Origin of the sequence: Bradyrhizobium sp. 35, assembly GCF_023073215.1 — a bacterium.
Classification (GTDB): Bacteria; Pseudomonadota; Alphaproteobacteria; order Rhizobiales; family Xanthobacteraceae; genus Bradyrhizobium; species Bradyrhizobium canariense_D.
The window spans coordinates 159,397-179,776 of record NZ_JADPJC010000108.1 but is presented as its reverse complement, the minus strand read 5'-3'; the positions used below and the strand labels follow the sequence as shown (position 1 = coordinate 179,776).

The 20,380-nt window shown below is 64.0% G+C and carries 21 protein-coding genes, 1 tRNA gene and 1 pseudogene; 10 read left to right on the top strand and 13 right to left on the bottom strand.

The annotated features are described in order from the left end of the window. Nucleotides 1-39 precede the first annotated feature (39 nt). Together IVB36_RS22270 and IVB36_RS22265 are read right to left on the bottom strand one after the other, a co-directional pair. A complete protein-coding gene (locus IVB36_RS22270; RefSeq protein WP_026232903.1) occupies nucleotides 40-240 on the bottom strand; it encodes a hypothetical protein in 201 nt (66 codons plus the stop codon). 2 nt (nucleotides 241-242) lie between these two features. Further along, nucleotides 243-449, bottom strand: coding sequence for a hypothetical protein (locus IVB36_RS22265; protein ID WP_018455208.1), 207 nt, complete (start codon nucleotides 447-449; stop codon nucleotides 243-245). Nucleotides 450-758: 309 nt separating this feature from the next. Here IVB36_RS22265 and IVB36_RS22260 point away from each other — a divergent pair, with 309 nt between their 5' ends. Then, nucleotides 759-1,043 carry a hypothetical protein gene (locus IVB36_RS22260; RefSeq protein ID WP_018455209.1) on the top strand — a complete coding sequence of 95 codons (285 nt, stop codon included), beginning with the start codon at nucleotides 759-761 and terminating at the stop codon, nucleotides 1,041-1,043. Nucleotides 1,044-1,090: 47 nt separating this feature from the next. On the opposite strand, the gene IVB36_RS22255 is transcribed toward IVB36_RS22260, so the two are convergent. The 5 genes from IVB36_RS22255 to IVB36_RS22235 form a co-directional block, all read right to left on the bottom strand. Continuing rightward, on the bottom strand, nucleotides 1,091-1,303 hold the full coding sequence (locus IVB36_RS22255) for a hypothetical protein (protein ID WP_018455210.1): 213 nt from the start codon (nucleotides 1,301-1,303) through the stop codon (nucleotides 1,091-1,093). A 138-nt stretch (nucleotides 1,304-1,441) separates the two neighbouring features. Then, on the bottom strand, nucleotides 1,442-2,188 hold the full coding sequence (locus IVB36_RS22250; protein WP_018455211.1) for a Crp/Fnr family transcriptional regulator: 747 nt from the start codon (nucleotides 2,186-2,188) through the stop codon (nucleotides 1,442-1,444). Then, nucleotides 2,188-5,355, bottom strand: coding sequence for a CheR family methyltransferase (locus IVB36_RS22245; RefSeq protein WP_247392984.1), 3,168 nt, complete (start codon nucleotides 5,353-5,355; stop codon nucleotides 2,188-2,190). Before IVB36_RS22245 ends, IVB36_RS22250 begins: the two co-directional genes overlap by 1 nt. 170 nt (nucleotides 5,356-5,525) lie before the next feature. After that, nucleotides 5,526-5,792 (bottom strand): hypothetical protein, encoded by a 267-nt coding sequence (locus IVB36_RS22240; RefSeq protein WP_018455213.1) that lies wholly within the window; start codon nucleotides 5,790-5,792, stop codon nucleotides 5,526-5,528. 8 nt (nucleotides 5,793-5,800) lie between these two features. Next, nucleotides 5,801-6,808: a chemotaxis protein CheB gene (locus IVB36_RS22235; protein ID WP_018455214.1), complete on the bottom strand. Its 1,008-nt coding sequence runs from the start codon at nucleotides 6,806-6,808 to the stop codon at nucleotides 5,801-5,803. An 89-nt stretch (nucleotides 6,809-6,897) separates the two neighbouring features. On the opposite strand from IVB36_RS22235, the gene IVB36_RS22230 reads away from it, so the two are divergent. After that, complete coding sequence (locus IVB36_RS22230) at nucleotides 6,898-7,308, top strand: response regulator (RefSeq protein WP_083926391.1); 411 nt, start codon at nucleotides 6,898-6,900, stop codon at nucleotides 7,306-7,308. A gap of 331 nt (nucleotides 7,309-7,639) precedes the next feature. On the opposite strand, the gene IVB36_RS22225 is transcribed toward IVB36_RS22230, so the two are convergent. Continuing rightward, nucleotides 7,640-8,422 (bottom strand): SDR family NAD(P)-dependent oxidoreductase, encoded by a 783-nt coding sequence (locus tag IVB36_RS22225; protein ID WP_247370556.1) that lies wholly within the window; start codon nucleotides 8,420-8,422, stop codon nucleotides 7,640-7,642. Between the two features lie 171 nt (nucleotides 8,423-8,593). On the opposite strand from IVB36_RS22225, the gene IVB36_RS22220 reads away from it, so the two are divergent. The 5 genes from IVB36_RS22220 (at nucleotide 8,594) to IVB36_RS22200 (ending at nucleotide 13,436) form a co-directional block, all read left to right on the top strand. Next, entirely contained in the window at nucleotides 8,594-9,769 is a 1,176-nt protein-coding gene (locus IVB36_RS22220; protein ID WP_085351352.1) for a zinc-dependent alcohol dehydrogenase, read from the top strand. A gap of 12 nt (nucleotides 9,770-9,781) precedes the next feature. Then, nucleotides 9,782-10,324 carry a hypothetical protein gene (locus IVB36_RS22215; protein ID WP_018455219.1) on the top strand — a complete coding sequence of 181 codons (543 nt, stop codon included), beginning with the start codon at nucleotides 9,782-9,784 and terminating at the stop codon, nucleotides 10,322-10,324. Nucleotides 10,325-10,351: 27 nt separating this feature from the next. Further along, nucleotides 10,352-11,956, top strand: a complete 1,605-nt coding sequence (locus IVB36_RS22210) for an alpha-amylase family glycosyl hydrolase (RefSeq protein ID WP_085351351.1) — start codon at nucleotides 10,352-10,354, stop codon at nucleotides 11,954-11,956. A gap of 143 nt (nucleotides 11,957-12,099) precedes the next feature. Next, complete coding sequence (locus IVB36_RS22205; protein ID WP_085351350.1) at nucleotides 12,100-12,279, top strand: CsbD family protein; 180 nt, start codon at nucleotides 12,100-12,102, stop codon at nucleotides 12,277-12,279. Further along, nucleotides 12,276-13,436 (top strand): DUF305 domain-containing protein, encoded by a 1,161-nt coding sequence (locus IVB36_RS22200; RefSeq protein WP_247370554.1) that lies wholly within the window; start codon nucleotides 12,276-12,278, stop codon nucleotides 13,434-13,436. Before IVB36_RS22205 ends, IVB36_RS22200 begins: the two co-directional genes overlap by 4 nt. 12 nt (nucleotides 13,437-13,448) lie before the next feature. On the opposite strand, the gene IVB36_RS22195 is transcribed toward IVB36_RS22200, so the two are convergent. Both IVB36_RS22195 and IVB36_RS22190 read right to left on the bottom strand, forming a co-directional pair. Beyond that, the gene (locus IVB36_RS22195) at nucleotides 13,449-14,057 is read right to left on the bottom strand and encodes an isochorismatase family cysteine hydrolase (protein WP_018455224.1); all 609 of its coding nucleotides are present in this window, start codon (nucleotides 14,055-14,057) and stop codon (nucleotides 13,449-13,451) included. A 34-nt stretch (nucleotides 14,058-14,091) separates the two neighbouring features. Then, nucleotides 14,092-16,413: an FdhF/YdeP family oxidoreductase gene (locus IVB36_RS22190; protein ID WP_204511421.1), complete on the bottom strand. Its 2,322-nt coding sequence runs from the start codon at nucleotides 16,411-16,413 to the stop codon at nucleotides 14,092-14,094. Between the two features lie 117 nt (nucleotides 16,414-16,530). Between IVB36_RS22190 and fdhD the strand changes: the two genes are divergently transcribed. Further along, nucleotides 16,531-17,403 (top strand): formate dehydrogenase accessory sulfurtransferase FdhD, encoded by an 873-nt coding sequence (gene fdhD, locus IVB36_RS22185; protein ID WP_345956887.1) that lies wholly within the window; start codon nucleotides 16,531-16,533, stop codon nucleotides 17,401-17,403. Between the two features lie 186 nt (nucleotides 17,404-17,589). On the opposite strand, the gene IVB36_RS22180 is transcribed toward fdhD, so the two are convergent. Together IVB36_RS22180 and IVB36_RS22175 are read right to left on the bottom strand one after the other, a co-directional pair. Then, nucleotides 17,590-17,674, bottom strand: a tRNA-Leu gene (locus IVB36_RS22180). A 219-nt stretch (nucleotides 17,675-17,893) separates the two neighbouring features. Beyond that, a complete protein-coding gene (locus tag IVB36_RS22175; protein WP_085351347.1) occupies nucleotides 17,894-18,136 on the bottom strand; it encodes a FliM/FliN family flagellar motor switch protein in 243 nt (80 codons plus the stop codon). Between the two features lie 79 nt (nucleotides 18,137-18,215). Between IVB36_RS22175 and lipB the strand changes: the two genes are divergently transcribed. Together lipB and IVB36_RS22165 are read left to right on the top strand one after the other, a co-directional pair. Next, nucleotides 18,216-18,953 carry a lipoyl(octanoyl) transferase LipB gene (gene lipB / locus IVB36_RS22170; protein ID WP_247370551.1) on the top strand — a complete coding sequence of 246 codons (738 nt, stop codon included), beginning with the start codon at nucleotides 18,216-18,218 and terminating at the stop codon, nucleotides 18,951-18,953. Nucleotides 18,954-19,137: 184 nt separating this feature from the next. Further along, nucleotides 19,138-19,844, top strand: a pseudogene (locus IVB36_RS22165) (DNA helicase). A gap of 57 nt (nucleotides 19,845-19,901) precedes the next feature. On the opposite strand, the gene IVB36_RS22160 reads toward IVB36_RS22165, so the two are convergent. Beyond that, nucleotides 19,902-20,324, bottom strand: a complete 423-nt coding sequence (locus IVB36_RS22160; protein WP_018455230.1) for a 4-oxalocrotonate tautomerase family protein — start codon at nucleotides 20,322-20,324, stop codon at nucleotides 19,902-19,904. Nucleotides 20,325-20,380 lie beyond the last annotated feature (56 nt).

Sequence of the window (20,380 nt, the reverse complement as noted above, 5' to 3'; positions counted from 1 at the left end):
GCGCAGCGCGCGGTTCCTTCTCGCTCTCCTCTCGTCGCCCTACTGGCGGACAACTTCCGGCGGCACATCGAACTGCGCGATGCGCTGGTCCAGCCGCCACAGTTCGATGCGGTGCACCAGCACGAGCGATGCGGCCTCGCGCTTGGCCTGCTCATCATCGTCGCAGACCAGGTTGATGCATCCAAACACATGCCCGTCCGGATCGATCTGGAACGCGCGGTAGTGCTTGATGCTCCGCATCGTCACCCTCCCCGTCTCGGGTAGACAGGTTCGCTCAGCCAGTCCGTCAGGTTCGAGGTCACCTCGTTCTGCTTGGCGCGCTGAAGCAGCATGTCGCGCTCCTTGCCGGGCGGCAGGCTGCGCGCACGCTCGCGAGCGGTTTGGGCGAATGCCGCCAACCGCTCCTGGAGCGATTGGGTCTGTTTCCTGCGGTTGCGTTTCGCGGTCATTGTACTTTCACAAAGCCCTTCAGATGGAAGGATTGGGATGGGAGGAATTGGCCCCGGCGGGAGGTCGGCGCCGGGGCCAGAGTTTCGTGCCGGTTGGGGCGGCCCAGCCCGGCAGTGTTGGCAGCTTCGGCCGCAACCGCAGGTTCCGGCATTTCAATAAGTTAACGGTGCGTGATTTTGCTGGTGCGAAACGAAACGGCCGAGCAGCGACGGATGCGCGCATTCCCTTCGCGCGCCGGCACTGCCTCGAGTGCGCCGGAACCGAAATGCTGATTCGCTTATTGATGAGGGACTTGAAGGAGGATCATCATGGTGAAAGCAGCATGGAAACAACCGGGTTCACCGATCGGCCGCAAGGGCCCGCGCAAGGCAAACCCCGCGTACAAGCGGCGGGCGCGCGAACGATGGACACCTGCGGACGTGAGCAAGCTGAAGCAGCTCGCAAAAGGAAACACGCCCACGGGCGTCATGAGCATCAAGCTGCAGCGTCCGGTCGCGGCCATTCGCAGCAAGGCGCAGCGCGAAGGCATTTCGCTCAAGCCCGTCAACCGCTCGCCTTACAACAGGCGATCCAAAGCAGCGAAGCGGCGCTGAGCGAGGCACCCATCCCGGCGCAGCTAGACGTTTAGTGTCGTCGGCTCCTATTCCGACGGCGCGCGGTGCCGGAGATCCTGTCCTTCCCGGTCGTCGCGGAGGGCCTTGAGCTCCGAGCGCAACATCGCGCTTTCCATCACCACCCGGCGCACCTGGCGCGTGGCGTGATCAAGCTGGTCCGCGACCGCTCTGCGCTGCGCCCGGAGGGCGCGGCTTGCTTCGATCGCGCGCTCAGCGCGGGCAAGCAGGACGTCGTTCATGGAACGACAATACAGGATTCGGGACGAAACTGCCTTTACGTAAGTTACGTCAATTACTCAAAACCAGCCATCCGCTCAAAAAACATTCGCGAACGCTAACCTGGATCAAGTACGACCGTCCCCCAACCGAGCAAACGCTTAGCTCCGTCGATAGAGTTGCAGATAGCTCGGCGAGAACAGCGCCGCGTCCTTGAGCGCATCGAGATCGGTGATGGTCAGCGTGCGATCGCGCAGCACGATCAGACCGGAAGCACGCAACTCCTGAACCGTGCGGTTGAGATGGACCACCGACAGGCCGGTGGCGTCCGCAAGATCCATTTGCGTCACCGGCATCACGCAGGAATTGCCCTCGACCATGCCGACAGGACGCAGCCGCTCGATGATTTCGCAGAACAGATGGGCCACGCGTTCGAAGGCCACCCGGCGGCCGAGATTGATGGCCCATTCGCGCTGGATCGCGTTGTTGACAAGCGTCTCGCACCAGAACGCTTCCGCCAGCGCGCGGTCGCTCGCCACCAGACTCTCGAACCGCGCGCGCTTGATTTCGGTGTAGACGACCGGCGTCATCGCCGCGATGGAATGATCCATCACCGACAACAGGAACGCGTGCGCGTCGCAACTTTCGCCGGGAAAGAGAAAATTGACGATCTGGCGCCGCCCGTCCTCGAGCGTCTTGTAGCGGCAGAGCCAGCCCGACAGCACGAGGCGCACGCTGTCGACCGGATCGCCCTCCGAGATCAGATCCTCGCCCGCTCCTGCGCGCTGGATTCCCTCGAGCATTGCATATTCGAGCGAGGTGCGGGCCTCCGTCGACAGCGGCCTCAGCACGTTCAGCCGGCGAATGACCGGGTCCACCTGGCTGCGATCTAGCGTCGACAAGGGCATCAGCTGGCCACCGCCGGTGTATGAAACGCCCGCTTGCTGAGGGGAATGGTGATCGTGCATTCCAATCCCTTGGGACTGAATGCCAACCTGGTCTGCCCCTTGAACTCGAACGCGAGTGTGCGCTCCAGAAGCTCGGTCCCAAATCCTTTGTGCGGCGGCGGCGCAACCGGCGGCCCACCGCGCTCCCGCCACTCGAACACCAGCTCCGCCGGGTCGGTGCCCTGCTCGAGGCGCCAGGAAATCTCGATGCGACCGGTCGGCCGGCTCAGGGCGCCGTATTTGAGTGCGTTGGTCGCGAGCTCGTGAATGGCAAGGGCAAAGGTTTCCGCTGCCTTCGACTGAAAACGCACCGGGGGACCGCTGACACGTACCTGCTCGCCCTCCCTGGCATTATAGGCCAGCATCTCCTCGACGGCGAGGTATTCGAGATCGACGCCGCCCTCGGGATCGCGGGTCACCAGCGCCTGGGTACGGGCGAAAGCGTTGAGCCGGCCGTCGAGATGAGAGGCAAACTCCTCGACCGTCGAGCTCGTATCGGCCGTGCGACGGGCGATCGAGCGCACCACGCCGAGCGTGTTGCGGACCCGATGCTGGAGCTCGGCCAGCAGCAGGCGCTGCCGCTCCTCGGCGCGGGTCATGGCGGTGATGTCAACGAAGGTGATCACGACCCCGGCGATGAAGTTTTCGATGCTGCGATAGGGCAGGATTCGCACGATGTAGCGCGTGCCGCTGTCCGGCGCCCTCAGCTCGCGCTCGGCGCTGGCAAGCGTCCGCAGCACGCTGCGAACGTCGTCATAGAGGTCCTCGATCGGGACGCGCGCCTTGATGTGCGCGATGGGCCGGCTAATGTCGGTTTCTACGAGATGCAGAATTTGCGTGATCGCCGGCGTGAAGTTCATCACGCGCAACTCGTTGTCGAGGAATACGGTCGCGATCTGCGTGCTCTCCAGGAAATTCCGGAGGTCACTGGTGGCGCGCGTCAATTCCTGGACGCGGTGAGCAAGCTCGCCGTTGACGGTGGTCAGCTCCTCGTTGACCGACTGCAATTCCTCGCGCGAGGTTTCGAGTTCTTCGTTCGCGGACTGGAGCTCCTCGTTGAGGGACTGGTATTCCTCGTTCGAGGACTTCAGCTCCTCATTGGTGCTTTCGAGCTCTTCGATGGTCGCCTGAAGGCGCTCCCGCGTCGCCCGCAGCTCGCCTTCGATACGCTCGACATGCTCGGTCTGCACCAACGCATTGGGCTTGCCTGCGCCGGCATCGATGGCGCGCACCGGGCCGTCCTTGAACAGGACGACAAAATTGCGATCGCCGCTGCCGCTCTCCTGGATCGGCTCCACCGTGATGTCGACGGGAATGTGCTGGCCGTTGGCGCCGAGCTGCACCTGTTCGGCATGGGCGGGCTCGTTGGTCTCCGCCGCGCGGCTGAGCACCGCCCGCAGGTCCAGGCGGAGATCGCGGTGGACGAGTTGGAGCAGATCGAGCGTGGCGGCGCCTGCCGTCGGCTCGATGTAGCGTCCGGTGCGCCCGGAAAAGTGCAGGACCTGAAAGTTGCTGTCGGCGATGACATAGGCGGGCGCATAGCGCTCCGCGATCCGCTGCGCGCGACGCTCCAGCCCGATATCAGGGCGGAAGGAGCGCGCCGGCGCTATCTCGAGGTTTGCCCTCCCCGCGGCGGTCGTGATCGGAAATTCCGGCGGCAGCCGGGTTCCGGTCTCGAGCTTCTTGAAGATGCGGGCGCGGCGGTCGACCGGTACGAACAGTTTTGGATGCCGCGTGACGTTCTCGGAATTGCCGAGGAACAGGAACCGATCCGGCAGAAGGGCGAAGTGGAATAACGGGATCACCCGGTTCTGCAATTCGGCATTGAGGTAGATCAGCAGGTTGCGGCAGGAGACGAGATCGAGCTTGGAGAACGGTGCGTCCTTGATCACGTTGTGCTGCGAGAAGATGCACATCTCGCGCAGCTCCTTGACCACGCAATAGGTGTCACCTTCGCGCACGAACCAGCGCGCCAGGCGCTCGCCGGTCATCTCCGCTTCGATCTTGGTGCGATAGCGGCCGACGCGCGCAGCCGCCAGCGCCCGTCCGTCGATGTCGGTCGCGAAGATCTGAACCTGCGGTGGCGAGTCCATTTTGGCCATGTACTCGCGCAGGAGGATAGCGATCGAATAGGCCTCCTCGCCGGTTGCGCAGCCGAGCACCCAGACGCGAACCTGCTGGCTCGCGTCCTTGCCTTCGAAGAGCTTCGGGACGATCTGGTTCTCCAGCACCTCGAATTCACGCTTGTCGCGGAAGAATTCGGTGACGCCGATCAAGAGGTCGTTGAAGAGGTGCTGCGCCTCGTCCTGGTCGTTGCGCAGGAAATCGACGTAAGCGGAAATGTCGCCGATCTGGACCACCTGCATCCGCCGCTGCACGCGACGCAGGAAGGTGTTCTGCTTGTAGCCGTGGAAATCATTGCCGGTCTTGCTGCGCAGGATGTCGGCGATGCGCGACAGCGAGGTCGCTGCAGCGGCCAGCACCTCATCGAACCCCTGCTTCTCCTCCAGCCGCCGCAGATGACGGGCATAGACCTGGATGTGCTCGGCGATGTCTTCGGCGGTCAGCACGTAGTCGGCGATCGCCGCCGGCGTATCGGCGTCCTTCAGATGATCCGCGTCGTCGCTCGCGCCTTTTTCGGCGATGGCAAGGCCGCCGTGGTCCTTCAGTGTCGCGGTACCCAACGTGCCATCGCCGCCGATGCCGGACAGGATCACGCCGATCGATTGCTCGGCGCGTTCTTCCGCCAGCGACACCAGGAAGCTGTCGATCGTCGCCCGCTCGCCGGGCGCCTGCTCGGCCGGGCGGACGCCGAAGCGACCGTCCTGGATCGTCGTGATCATCGCCGGCGGGCACAGATAAATCGTGCCACCCTCGATGGTCTGGCCGTTGCCGACGTCGGAAATCTTGCCACCGTGGGAATTTCGCACGATCTGGCGCAGCCGCGGCTCGTCGAGGGCCTCATGATGCTGGAATGCGAGCACGACGGCCTGGTCGGCGCTTACGGTCAGCCTGGAAAAGAACCGCTCGACGCTATCCAGAGCTGTCGGCGCGGCGCCCACCCCGATGATCAGCGGAGACCTGGTCTGGCGCTCTCTTTCGACCGACTGGTCGCCGATTTCATGCATGGTCTCGGTAGCTCTCATTCATTGACGGGAACCAGAGGACGCCCGCTCGCCGCAAATAGCAGAATTGATATTATCCCAACAGGTGCAAGGCGGAAACGTCACGCTGCGTTCCGTACAGCGAGCATTGGGCATTAGGCATTGAGCTTGGGTGGCCTGCCAACGCCCCCAGATCACTCCGGACCGACTTGCTGCCGAAGATAGGCGATCCGCTGCTCGATCAGGACGCGATGGCGCAGCCATTCCGTGAGGGTCTGCTTCAGCGCCTCGACCAACCGTTCCGCCTGGCCCGCGTCGTGGCCGCCGGCACTGAGCTCGCGGATGCGCGCCTCCTGATCGAGGATGCGCCGCGAACCCTCCTCGATATCCCGATCGGCCTTGATCAGATGGCGGCGCTCGGTATCGAGCTGCTCGGTCCATTCGGCGAGGGAAATGGCCATCGCGACCCTCAAGCCTCCCGCTTGCGAATGGGAGGATCGAGCGACTTTAGCACAACGCGCCGGATCATGTCGGCATATTCGCGATATTCGGCAGCGCGCGCCTGGTACATCTCGGCCACCGCCGGCCGGCCGTTGCGCCGTCCGTCGGCGGCCATGCGCTGCACCAGCTCGGCCCGCTCCTCGATGATGCGCAGTGCGACCCGCAGGGCTTCATCCACTTGCCCCTCCTGCTCTTTTGCGAGGACGTCGGCGGCGAAGGCGTGACCGACCTGGCAACGGAAGCGCATCGGGTGCGATTCCTTCATCTCGGACAGGACGCCCCCGCAGGCCGGACAGGTCAGCGCAACCGGATCGGCCATCGAGACGAGACGGTCACTGCCGATCCGTTCGCCGGCCGCGATCTCGACCTCGAGCCGGATCTCCGGCGGGATCGGCAGTGCGGCGCCGGCAGCCTCCCTGGCGAGATCAGACAGCACGTCGCCCATTCCGGCGCCGGGAACGCAAAGATCGATGATGGTCGCCTCGAGGGCGCTCCTTGGCATTTCATCGGCGATGGCATCCGAGGGGTCCTGAACCACCGAAATCCCGCCGCAACGCTTGATGGCGTTGAGACCGGCCGAACCGTCCGACAACAGGCCGCTGAGCAGCACACCGATCACACGTGGGCCGTAATTGATGGCGGCCGAGCGAAACAAGGCATCGATGGCCGGCCGGACCATGTTCTCGCGCGGGCCGCGCCCGAGGAATACGCGATCCTCGGACAGCAGCAGATGGTGGTCCGGTGCGGCCAGATAAACCCGGCCTGGCTCGATCTTCATGCCGTTTTCGGCCTGCCGGACCGGGAGCGGACCGGCGCTGCTGGCCACCGTCGAGAGAATGCCGATGCCCTGCGCCGGGATGTGCAGCACGATGAACACCGCCGCGGGCAGATCCGGCGGCAGCCGGCCCAGGATCTGCTTCAGCGGCGCGGTCGCGCCGGCCGAGCCACCTATGACGATGATGTCGCGGTTGCTCATGGAACCCACTATCGGTTGTATTCGTTTGTACCAAGGCGGGTCACCGCCCTATGTTCCTATGAACCGGCAACGAAGGGGTGGAAGGCACCATGGCGATGTCGCCTCGATCGTCAGGTCCAGAGTCGGCGCTCAGCGGGCGACGCATCTTCATTGTCGAGGACGAATATTTTCTCGCCGACGACATTGGCAGAGCATGTCGCGCGCTCGGCGCAGACATCGCGGGCCCGGTGGGCGATCTCAACGACGCACTCCGTATCCTGCACGACGGCAGTGTTCTGGATGCCGCCGTGCTCGACGTGAACATCCGCAGCGAGATGATCTTTCCGGTCGCGCGCGAACTGAAGGCACGGAACGTCCCCTTCCTCTTCACGACCGGATACGACAAGGTCACGATCAGTCCGGAATTCCACGACGTGCCGATCCTGGAGAAACCGATCGATATGCCTGCGATGGCACAGAGGCTGGCGGCGCTGATCGCCGATCCGCACGGCCGAGCCTGACGGCGATCAGAACAGATGCGCGAAAGCGAGCCAGGCGGTCACCGCCAGACACAGAAGCACCGCAGCATAGGGCAACGCGATCCGCAAATCAGCAGCCCTCCCGGTCATCAACCCATCATCATCCAGACGATCGCCGCCATCATGACGAGAAAACCCGTGATTGCCGTTGCGACAAAGGCCTGTTCGACGCGATCCATCGGCATCACAGCCCCCTTTTTCCAGCCGAACCAGTCTGACGGCGCGGGGAGCTTTGCGCATTAGGCTATGTGAATCGGCGTCCTCCTTATCGGTCCGCGCCGCACTGGTTAGCTTAGATTGCGACGGTATCGTTCTACGACTTCGCCGTGCCCGGCTCCGCCATCTTGCGATGCTGCTTGGCCAGCATCTCGTTCGGCGTGACGTTGGCGATCGTGGTCTGGATCTTGTTCTTCATTCCGGTCACGATGTCGGACTCCCCGCGCAACATGGCGTCGAAGCCGGCCTTCGCCACGTCGTAGGCACTGTCCTTCGGCTCGGTGCCGACCTTGGTATCCATCATGTCGGCGCGGCGGAAGAACTCCGTTTCCGTGGCGCCAGGCATCAGGCAGGTGACGGTGACGCCGCTGTCGCGCAACTCCTCGCGGAGCGCGAATGAGAATGAATCAAGAAACGCCTTGCTGGCGTTGTAGACCGCCTGAAAACTGCCCGGCGTGAATCCCGCGATCGAGCCCGTGATCAGGATGCGCCCCGAATTGCGGCGAAGCATCGCGTTGCCGGCGCGATGGATGAGATACAGCATGCCGGTGATGTTGGTGTCGACGAGGTGCTTGATCCTGGCAAAATCCTGGTCGAGAAAGGCCTTGCCAAGACCAACGCCGGCATTGGCCAGCAGCGCGTCGATCGGCCGGTCGCCGACCGCGGCGCAGAGCTTGTCGACGCCTTCGGTGGTGGCGAGATCGGCCTGCACCGGTTCGACGCTGCTGCCGAGCCTGCGCAGATCGACGGCCACCCTCTCGATCTCGGGCTCGTCCGCCGCAATGACAAGGTTGAAACCTGCTTGGGCACAGCATCTGGCGAGTTCCAGCCCGATGCCGGTGGAGGCGCCGGTGACGACGGCGAGTTGATTGGCGGGCATGAGCGTATCCTTCGCTAATCCTCGAGGGGGATTGATGACGCTCCAATCACCGCAATGCGCGCTCGTTCCTATCGGGGACGCACGCTGGTGCGGCGCAAAGATTTTGCACTGTGGAATAGCAACCATCGTTCGTTGTTCGACTTGGTTGCCTCGTAGCTCGGGAGAAAAGAGATGAAGGCGCTGGTTTGGCACGGCAAGGAAGACATACGCTGCGACACCGTTACCGATCCGGAAATTCAGGACGCGCGGGATGCCATCATCAAAGTCACGAGCTGCGCCATCTGCGGCTCGGACCTGCACCTCTTTCACAATTACATTCCGGGCATGCTGCCCGGGGACATCATGGGCCACGAGACCATGGGCGAAGTGGTCGAGGTCGGCTCGGGCGTCGACGGCAAGCTGAAGAAGGGCGACCGCATCGTCGTGCCCTTCACAATCATTTGCGGCGAATGCGACCAGTGCAAGCGTGGCAATTTCTCGGTTTGCGAAACCACCAATCGCAAGAGTCATCTCGCTGAAAAAGCGTTTGGTCATTCGGGCGCCGGCCTGTTCGGCTATACGCACCTGACCGGCGGCTATCCCGGCGGCCAGGCCGAATATTTGCGCGTGCCGTTCGCTGACGCCACGCACATCAAGGTGCCCGCGGGCATTCCCGACGAGCAGTTGCTGTTTCTCAGCGACATCTTCCCGACCGGCTGGCAGGCCGCCGTGCAATGCGACATCGAGCCGACCGACACGGTCGCGATCTGGGGCTGCGGTCCCGTGGGGCAGATGGCGATCCGCAGCGCCATCCTGCTCGGCGCCAACCAGGTGATCGCGATCGATTGCCTGCCCGAACGGCTCAGCATGGCCGAAGCCGGCGGCGCCACCACCATCAACTTCGAAAAAGAAAGCGTCCTGGAGCGGCTCGAGGAGCTCACCGACGGCAGAGGCCCCGAAAAATGTATCGATTGCGTCGGGATGGAGTCGCATGTGATGGCTTCCCTGCCCGACACGCTGCTCGACCGCGCCAAGCAGATGGTCATGGTGGAGAGCGACCGGCCCCATGTGCTGCGCGAGATGATCTATGTCTGCCGGCCCGGCGGCATCATTTCGGTGGCAGGCGTGTACAGCGGATTCTCCGACATGCTGCCGATGGGCGCCTTCATGAACAAGGGCCTGACGATGCGCACCGGCCAGACCCACGTCAACCGCTGGACCGACGACCTGCTCCATCGCATCGAGGAAGGTCAGATCGATCCGTCCTTCGTCATCACCCACACCGTCCCGCTTAGCCAAGGCCCCGAGATGTACCAGGTGTTTCGCGACAAGCGCGACTCCTGCGTCAAGGTCGTGCTGAAGCCCTGAGGAGCAAGACCCATGTTTCATTTCTCCAACATCGTTCGCACCAAGGGCGACCCGAAAATCGTCGAGGGCGGCCCGAGCCTGAAGCGGCCCGAAGACCAGCTCGCCCGTGCGCTCGGCTGGTTCAGCATCGGTCTCGGCGTCGTGGAATTCTTCGCGCCGCGGCGCGTCACGGAAACGCTGGGCATGGAGGGCCATGAGACGCTGGTCCGCACCTTCGGCCTGCGCGAGATCCTGGCCGGGGTCATGACGCTCTCGGTCGAGAAGAACGCCGGCCTGTGGGCCCGCGTCGGCGGCGACGGCCTCGATGCCGCCGCGCTGCTCTCGGGGCTGACCGCGGACAATCCCAAAAAGGGCAATATCGCGCTGGCGCTGCTGATGGTCGGCGGCATCGCGATGCTCGATTACCGCGCCGCGCAGGACACCAAGCCGCAGCGGCCGCAGCGCGACGCACGGCGCAAGCTGTATCCGAACCGCAGCGGCTTTCCCAAGGGCATCGAGAGCGCCCGAACCGCGGCCAAGCAGATCGCAGCGCACGCCGCGACGGAACGGACCTGAGAACGCGCGACGAGGTGATGCAAGACAATGAGCGAAGCGTCCCGTAACGAAGGTGCGTGGTGGGAATCCGCCGTCATCTACGAAATCGCACTGATCTCGTTCCAGGACTCGGACGGCGACGGCAAGGGTGATCTCGCCGGCCTGACATCCCGCATCGACTATCTGAAATGGCTCGGCGTCGACGCGGTGTGGCTGACGCCGGTCTACAAGAGCCCGTTTCGCGACCTCGGCTACGACATCTCCGACTACTGCTCGATCGATCCTGCGTTCGGCAGCCTCGAGGCGTTCGACCGCCTGCTCAAGGCCCTGCACGCGGCGGATATCCGCGTGATCCTCGATCTCGTGCCCAATCATACCGCGAACGATCACGCATGGTTCATCGAGAGCAGCAGCTCACGGAACAGCGCGAAGGCCGATTGGTACATCTGGGCCGACGCAGCCGAGAACGGCGGCCCGCCCAACAACTGGCTGAGCCGCTTCGGCGGCAGCGGCTGGGAATGGTGCGAGGCGCGGCGGCAATATTACTATCACTCCTTCCTGGTCGAGCAGCCCGATCTGAACTGGCGCAACCCGCAACTGCGCGCCGCGATCGCCGACGTCATGCGCTTCTGGCTCGATCGCGGCGTCGACGGCTTTCGCGTCGATGCCAGCGCGGTCCTGATCAAGGACGCGCTGCTGCGCGACAATCCGCATAACCCGCAAGCGAAAGGCAAGCCGCCGCCGCAGCGCCAAACGCCCGTCTTTACCGACGACCGGCCGGAGACGATGGATTGCATCGAATTCATTCGCGAGGTGATCGACGGCTATCCAGGGCGGATGTTGTGCGGTGAAGTCCAAGGCAAGACCGACCGCATCGGCCACTTCTACGGCAACGACCGACCGCGCCTGCATCTGCCCCTCAATTTCGCACTGCTGGACTCGCAATGGGACGCGCTGTCCCTGCAAGCAACGATCGACGCGTATTTCAACGCCATCCCGGATCATGCATGGCCGGTCTGGGTGATCGGTGGTCACGACAAGCAACGGATCGCGAGCCAAATCGGCGAGCCGCAAATGCGCGTGCTGGCGATGCTGCTGATGACGCTGCGGGGAACGCCCTTCTTCTTCATGGGCGACGAGATCGGCCGCAAGCGCGTTCCCATTCCGCCCGACCGCGTCCACGATCCCTTCGAGAAGCTCGTGCCGGGGTATGGCCTTTGCCGCGATCCCGAACGCGCGCCGATGCGATGGGATGACAGCAGCAACGGCGGCTTTACAACCGGCGATCCATGGCTGCCGCTCGAGCCGCGCGACGGCGCGGCCAACGTGGCCGCGCAGCAGCGCGACCCACGTTCGATCCTGGCGCTGTTTCGCGCGCTGATGCGACTGCGGCGCGAGCGCGCGTGCCTGCGCCACGGCGGCTACGAGCCCCTACGCGCGCAGAACGACGTTCTTGCCTACAGGCGGACGGATGGCGGCAAGGAAATTCTGGTCGCGCTCAACATTGCCGCCGAGCCGCGGAAATTGCATTGGCAAGGTCGCGGCCGCCTGCTGATGTCGACGCATCTCGACCTGCCGTCCGAGCCGCTGCCGGACGCCTCCATCCTGCTCCGCGGCAATGAAGGCGTGATCATCGAACTCGAGCCACGGTGACGGCCGAGGAACCATCCGCGCGTCAGAGAGTCTCATCAACGCCTCCGACGTCCCCCCTGCCGGAGGCTGAATAGACGAAACCGCAGCCCCGGCGCTCACCCCCTTCAAGCGCCGGGGTGGCGGCGTGAGCCAGGAGGCGGATCATGAGCAAGACCAAGGGCCTCGGTCAGCGGATCGCCGGCAAGGCGAAACAGGCCGTCGGCGAGATCGTCGGCGATCAGAATCTCCATGAGGAAGGCAAGGAGCAAGCGGAGCGCGGCCGGGACGAACAGAGCAAGCCGAGCGAGCTCAATCCGTTGAAGAAACTCAATCAGCTGACGTGAACGCTGCCGCGCCGTCAGCCATTTCCAAGTCAATTCGCACCGGTGATGAAGGCGCCTCACGGCGACGCTCGCGCTGGGTCGCCGCTGCCGAACTCGGCCTGATCAGCAGCACCTTCTCGACCATCGTCAGCCAGCTCTTCGCCGCGCGCATCGGACGCGATGCCGCGGTCGACTGGATGACGGTCGCCGCCATTCCCGCGCGCGATTGGGCGATCAGCGCAGAGCCGTCGTGGAGCGCGATCCTTGCCGGGATCGCCTTCCACCAATGGGCGGACTTCTCCTGGGCGCTGGTGTTCTTCGGTGTGCTCGGGCGCTGGACCGCTGACCTGCGGCCGCTCACGATCCTGCTGCTCGCGCTGCCCTGGGCCGTGTTCTCGTCAAGCATGGAATGGTTCGTGCTGGTGCCCCTGTTTCCGTTTTGGCAACCGCTGTTCACGCTGCAGCAGCCCTACTGGATCGGCCTGCTCGTCCACGGCTCCTCGGCCGTGATGTACCCCCTGTTTGCCCGGCTGCGCTGGACGGGGGGAGCAGCACCCGCGCGCGACGTTCGCTTCACCAATGCCTGGATCACCGGCGCGCTGGCTTTGATCGCACTGCTCGGCGCGGCTGCCTTGTTCGGCAGCCATGGTTACGAGCCGCAGTGGGCGGGCCGCGACAGGGACGCGGACCAGACTTACATCCGTCACATGACTGCGCATCACGCCCAGGGCATCGCGCTGGCCCGGATCGCCACCGAGCGCGCGCAGGACCCGCATCTGCGAAAGCTGGCGATGCTGATGGTCGCAAGCCAGACCGGCGAGAACCGGATTTTCGAGACGTGGTGGCTGAGCTGGTTCGACACCGAGATGCCCGATTGCAGCTCGGACGAACGTGCCGCCATGCCGGGCTTCCTGACACAGGCCGAGATGCGACAGGTCAAGGCCGCGCCGGCGGACCAATTCGACACGGTGTTCGTCGAGACGATGAGCAAGCATCACGCAGGCGCGGTCAGGATGGCCGACCAGATGTGGCTTAGCCGCGGCGATCTGCGCCTGCGTGTGATGGCCCACGCCATCCGCCATGAGCAACAGGGCGAGATCGCGCTGATGCACGGCGCCAGCGGCATTGCCGCCGTCGCCGCCGCCTTCCGCAACATGCTCGGCGACAATGTCAATTGAGCGGGTCGTGCCCTACTCGCGCCAGAACTCCGCCAATTCCTCGGCGGTCATCAGATCGACCTGGCCGTGAAAGCGGGTGCGATACATCGTCATCAGCGCATCATGGCCGACGTCGGACGAGCTGCACAGCGCATCCTCGACGATGACGACCCTGAAGCCGAGATCGACGGCGCTCAGGACCGTCGAGAGCACGCAGACGTCCGTCTCCGCCCCGGTGATGACGACCGTGCCGACGTTCTTGTCGATCAGCAGGCTCGCGAGGCCAGGATTGCTGAACGCGGAATAGGCCGGCTTGTCGATGACGGCAGCCGGCGGAACGAAGCGGCTCAGAGCCGGCACGAGTTCGAGGCCGGATGGCGGCAGATGTTTGCGGGTCGCTTCGCGCCAGCGACGAAAATAGCGCTGCCACTGTCCGGGACGATCTTCCGGATCTTCCGGCGTGATGAATCGCGTGAAGATCGTTCTGGCCTGATGGCGCGAAACGATCGAGGCGATCGTCGGCAACACTCGCGCCATCCATGGCGTCTCCCAAAGGCCACCCGGAGCGAAGATGTTCTGCATGTCGATGCACAAGTGAACGGCGTCGCTGATGTCGGTCACGTCCGACGCGCTGTCTCTCATCGTCCTTCACTCCTGTGGGCGTGATCCACGGCGTTCACGACGCCGAGATCGGAGCCTCTCCGGCCTCGACGATCTCTGGAAGGATGTCCTTGAACAGACGCACCGGAATGGATTTTGCCGCAGGGACCTTGCTGCCCTCCGCGTAATGCCAGAGCGGAATGAGCACGTTGCACTCCGGATAATAAGCCGCAATGCTCCTGCGCGGGATGCCATAGGGGACGATTTGGAGTTCGCTCAGGCTGCGTTCGACACCGTCGCCCGCCTCCGTCACCAGCGTGACGGTATCTCCTGCTTTCAACCCGTCTCCCTCCATGTCGGCGGGATTCATGAACACGACGTAGCGGCCGCCCTCGATGCCGCGAAAGCGATCGCCTTCGGCGTAGATCGTCGTATTGAACTGCCCGTCCGCGCGCAGTGTCATCAGCTCATAGACGCCGTCGGTCTCGCGCGGCGGCGCGAAGGCCGACTTCGGAACGGTGAAGTTGGCCTTGCCGTTCGGGGTCTTCCACTTCCGCTCGCGCGCCGCGAGCGGCCGCGCAAAACCGCCGGGTTCGAACATGCGCGCATTGAAGTCCTTGAACTGGTCGGGATAGGTGCGCTCGATGGCGTCCCGAACCCGCGAATAGTCGGCGACCCAGGCGTCCCAATCGATCTTGGGGTTGGGCTTCAACGTTGCCTTTGCCAGGGCGGCGACGATCGCCGGCTCCGACAGGAGATGGTCGGCCACCGGCTTGCGCTGGCCGCGCGATCCGTGAATGCAGGTGGTGGAATCCTCCATCGACACCGCTTGTGCGCCGCTGGCCTGCCGGTCGATCTCGATCCGGCCGAGGCACGGCAGCAGATAAGTGACCTCGCCCGGCACGAGGTGGGTCCGGTTGAGCTTGGTCGCGATCTGCACCGACAGGCGCAGGCAGGACCAGGCGGGCTCCATCAGGGACCGCTCCGGAACGGCGCGCAGGAAATTGCCGCCGAGGCCGACGAAGCCGCGAACGTCGCCTTTCAGAATACCCTGGCAGGCGTCGACGGTGGACAGTCCCTCCCATCGCGGCGGCTCGAAACCGTAAAGCTCCGCAAGCTTGTCGAGCGGCACCAGCTTGGTCTTCTCGGAGATGCCGACGGTGCGCTGGCCCTGCACGTTGGAGTGGCCCCGGATCGGCAAAATGCCCGCGCCCGGCTTGCCGATATTGCCGCGAAGCAGCAGCAGGTTGACGATCATCTTGTTCGTCTCGACGCCGTGCTTGTGCTGGGTGATGCCCATGCCGTAATTGGCGATCACAGCCTTGGCTTCCATATAGGTGTTCGCGGCTTCGCGCAGCGCACCGCGCGAAAGCCCCGAGGCCCGTTCGATCTCGTCCCAATCCTGTGTACGGCAGAATGCGGCGAACTCCTCGAAGCCGGCCGTGTGCTGCTGGATGAATTCGACATCCACCACGCGCGCAGCTTCATTCTTGCGCGCGAGGTCGTCCGCCTCGATCACCCATTTGCAAATCCCGACGATCGCCGCAGCATCACCGCCGACCCGCACCTGATAATATTGCGAGCTGATGCGCGTGCCGCCGGCGATCATCTGGACCGGATTTTGCGGATTGACGAAACGCTCCAGGCCGCGCTCGCGCAGCGGATTGAAAGATATGATCGGCACGCCGCGCTGCGCCGCCTCCTGGAGCGGATGCAGCATGCGCGGCGCATTGGTGGTCGTGTTGTGGCCGAAGAAGAAGATGCAACCGGTAGTCTCGAAATCCTCCAGCAGAACGGTCCCGACCGGAACTCCGATCACCTCCGGCAGCGCCACCGACGTGGTTTCGTGGCACATGTTCGAGCTGTCGGGGAAATTGTTGGTGCCGTACATGCGGCCGAATAATTGGTACATGTAGCTGGTTTCGAGCGAGGCACGTCCAGACGTGTACATCACGACCGAACGGGGATCGAGCCGGTTCAGCTCGGCGCCGATAGCCGCAAAGGCCTCCTCCCAGTCGACCGGCAGATATTTGTCGCTTGCCCTGTCGTAACGCATCGGCGTCGTCAGGCGCCCCTGCTCCTCCAACTGATGATCGGACCAGGTTCGTAGTTCAGCCAGCGTATGTTGCGCAAAGAACTCCGGTGTCACGGTCTTGCGCGTAATCTCCCAGGCGGTCGCCTTGGCGCCGTTTTCGCAGAACTCGAACGGACGCGGCTTGGCCGGCTTGGCCCAGGAGCAGCTCACGCACATGAATCCGTCCGGCTTGTTCTGCTTGAGCAGGATCTCGCTGCCGAGAATGGCGACCTCTTCCTGTGTCAGGATACTGGCAACGGCTTTGAGCGAGCCCCAGCCGCCTGCCGGCGCATCATAGTTCTCGACCTTTGCCTTTTGCCGCATGGCGTTTCCTTCAATCGCAAGCCCTGCACGCAAAACCCGAGATGGGATGGCAAGTTCCAAGCGTTCGGAACCTTGCTCCGGTTCGTGCGTCGATGAATCGACGTAGGACGAACACCCATGCACGGCTCTCGATCCGGCGCACACGATCGCGCATCCATGCCCACGGCATCCGTGAGAATGCCCCGGCTGACGTCGAGCGGAACGCGGGATGAGCGGATGCTGGCGGAGGAATGTCCCGTGGCACTCGTCTACGACGGAACGACCGTCGCCGTTGTGATGGCAACTCCCGCCGATCTGACCGATCTTGCTGTGGGATTCAGCCTGACCGAAGGGATCATCGGGGACATCGGCGAGATCGAGGAGCTCACGGTCGTTCCCGGTCGCGACGGCATCGAACTGCGGCTATGGCTGCGAACGAACGCCGGGCGCCGCCTGAAGGAGCGCCGGCGACATCTGGTCGGGCCGACGGGTTGCGGCCTGTGCGGCATCGACAGCTTGCGGGAAGCCGGGCGGATCGTTCAGTGCGTCGAGCAGCCAGCGAACCTCACGGCGGAGCAGATCAGCACGGCCGTCGCAACCCTCAGCGAGTCACAGATCCTCAACCACAAGACACGCGCCGCTCACGCCGCGGGTTTTTTCGAGCCAGTCGGCAAGACCATGACGGTGCGCGAGGACGTGGGGCGCCACAACGCCCTCGACAAGCTTGCCGGCGCTCTCGCGACGGAAGGAGCATCCGGCCGCGCTGGCGCCGTCATTCTCACCAGCCGGATTTCGGTCGAGATGGTGCAAAAAACCGCCGCGATCGGCGCCGGCGTCGTCGTTGCCATGTCTGCACCGACCGCGCTCGCAGTCCGAACGGCCGAAGCCAGCGGGATCACGCTTGTCGGCATAGCGCGGGGCGACGAATTCGAGATCTTCAGCCATCCGGCGAGGGTGTTTAAGCCCGCCGCCACGCAGATCGAGCCGGAGTCTCGACCGCAGGCAAACTAAGGGAACCCGGACGTGAGGGCATAGCGAACTTCGCCAGGCAACTTCATGCCCGATCGCGCCGAGGGAGCGAACCCTCGGCCGCGAGATCGAACATCGAAGACTTGGGGAGGCCCCGTTCCAGGGTCCGCAGCGCGAACAGGGCGGGCACCGAAAATCGCGAAACAATCTTTCGCGTGTCTGTTTGCTTGGTGCGCTCGGAGGGACTCGAACCCCCACGATTTTACTCACTGCCACCTCAAGGCAGCGCGTCTACCAATTCCGCCACGAGCGCTTTGGGGATGCCGGCTTGAGGCTTGAAGGCCAACCGGATCAACGGCGCCGATCTAACAAATCCGTCAGAGGGGTACAAGCCTCCAAAGGCCCTGAATTCCACAAGCTTGGCAGGAAAGTTCCGGCTCCTTGCGCCGGGATCGGCCTTTTCCGCCTGCCCGGCCGCTACTGCGTGCCCAGGCCGCGACGCGTGCCCGGGCCGCGACGCCTGCCCGGGCCGCTACCGTGTGCCCGGGACACGTGGCAGCATCTGCTTGACCTCGACCGCGATGCGGTTGCGGTCGACCAGCACGACCCCGGAGGCGACCGGCAAATTATTGGCCAGAACCTTGACCTCGTCGGCCTCGGTTGCGTCCAGCTCGATGATGGCGCCGCGGGAAAGACGCAATACCTGATGGATCGGCATGGTCGTCGTCCCGAGGACGACCATGAGGTCCACGGTGACTTTGTCGAGAGTAGGCACTTCAGCACCACCGCAACTTGAGACTAGGACTAGGGACTGGTATTTGCTCCTGGGATCATCACCCGGTTATGGTTAGCCAATGGTTAATTCGCCCCAACACCCCCGCCAAGAGCTCGATTTGACGCCGTTTTCCGCTTCCACCGGCGAGCCGGTGGAATGGCGGATTTCGGACGCGCCGGTGCCCTATCCGGAGGCGGTCGCCGAAATGGAGGCGCGCGTCGCGGCGATCGCGGCCGGTGCAGCCCCGGAGCTGGTCTGGCTGCTGGAGCACCCCCCGCTCTACACGTCCGGCACCTCGGGCAAGACCACCGACCTGCTCGATGCCCGATTCCCGACCTTTGCCACCGGGCGCGGCGGCCAGCTCACCTATCACGGGCCCGGCCAGCGCGTGGCCTATGTCATGCTTGACCTGAAGCGCCGCCGGCCGGATGTCCGGGCCTATGTCGCGAGCCTGGAGGAGCTGATTGTGCAGACGCTCGCCGCCTTCAACATCCGTGGCGAGCGGCGCGAGGACCGGGTCGGCGTCTGGGTCAAGCGGCCCGACAAGGGACCCGAGCACGAGGACAAGATCGCCGCGATCGGCGTCCGGCTGAAGCGCTGGGTCTCGTTTCACGGCATTGCCATCAATGTCGAGCCGGAGCTGTCACATTTCGCCGGCATCGTGCCCTGCGGCGTCGCCGATCCCCGCTACGGCGTCACCTCGCTGGTCGATCTCGGCCAGCTCCTGACGATGAGCGATGTCGACGTGGCGCTTCGGCAAGCCTTCGAGGGGCTGTTCGGGCCGACCCAGGCGCTGATGCCGGAAGCAGCGGCCTAACTTCGGTCTCCCTCATTCTCGGCAAACCCGGAATCAGCTACCCTCGATTCCGGTGTCGCCCACGCCTCCCCCCTCCGCCGGGAAAGCAGATGTCATGCCGGGCGAATTGATCATCGGACCGACTGTTCGAGCGCCAAGGCATAAGGAGGGGTTGCGCTTCAGCTCGCAATGGGAGGTTTTTGCGATGAGACTGTCTGCACCCATTTATCATCTGAAACGAAAAGCGAAGCGCTTGTCCCGCGAGGTAGGCATCCCGCTGCACGATGCGCTCGACCGCGTCGCTGCGACGCAAGGCTTTTCCGCATGGAGCCTGCTCGCGGCGAAAGCGGCCACGGCGACGCCGGCCAACCGGCTTTTCCCGCAATTCCAACCGGGTGACCTGGTGCTGGTGGGCGCGCGTCCCGGCCAGGGCAAGACCCTGATGAGCCTCGGGCTTGCCGTAGAGGCGATGCGGTCGGGCCACCGCGCCGCGTTCTTCTCGCTCGAATACACCGAGAAAGACGTTCTGGATCGCTTTCGGGCGATCGGCGTGGATCTGGCGGGGTTCGAAAAACTCTTCGAGGTCGATTGCTCCGACGCCATCAGTGCCGACTACGTCGTCATGCCGCAGCACCGCGCGGCACGGTCGTGGTGATCGACTATCTGCAGTTGCTGGACCAGCGGCGGGAAAATCCCGACCTCACCGTTCAGGTGCGCGCGTTGAAATCATTCGCGCACGACAAGGGATTGATCGTCGTCTTCATCTCGCAGATCGACCGTTCCTATGATTCCTCGCTCAAACCCTGCCCTGACCTGGACGATGTCAGGCTGCCGAACCCGCTCGACCTGAAGCTGTTCGACAAGACCTGTTTCCTGAACAAGGACGAAGTTCAGTTTCGCATAGCGAGCTGACGATCCCTGGCAACGGTTCAGGCCGCGGGTGCGGTTATTCACCCGCGGCCTCCCTCCTCACGCCTTCTCCGGCGAAACCTCGAGCTTGCCGGCGATGTAGCGCCGCTCCTGGGTCAGGCCGCCAAAGCCATAGGCGTCGCCCTTGACCTCGTCGACATGCAGATAGGTCTCGTGATGCAGCGGGCCCAGGATCCCGGCCATGCGCTGGAACATCGCGGCGAGATAGGCGGCCTTCTCGTCCTTGGTGTTGGTGCCTTCGCTGACGTGAATGTCGATCCAGTAGCTCGCGAGCTTTTGCTCTGCGAGCGACTTGCCGCCAGCGAACCAGTCGCTCGCCTCCACCGACTTCACGATAATGGCCGTGACCTCAGGGTCCTTGTGCAGGATTTTTGCGGTGAGCTCGGATACGGCGCTCGCGATGTCGGCCTTCAGCGGCGGCGACTGGCGTGGGGTGGTGTAGGACACGGTGATCAGCGGCATGGTCGTTCTCCTCGGATGTCGCGCAGATGTTGCGCGGCGTTGGTGAGAAGCTAGAC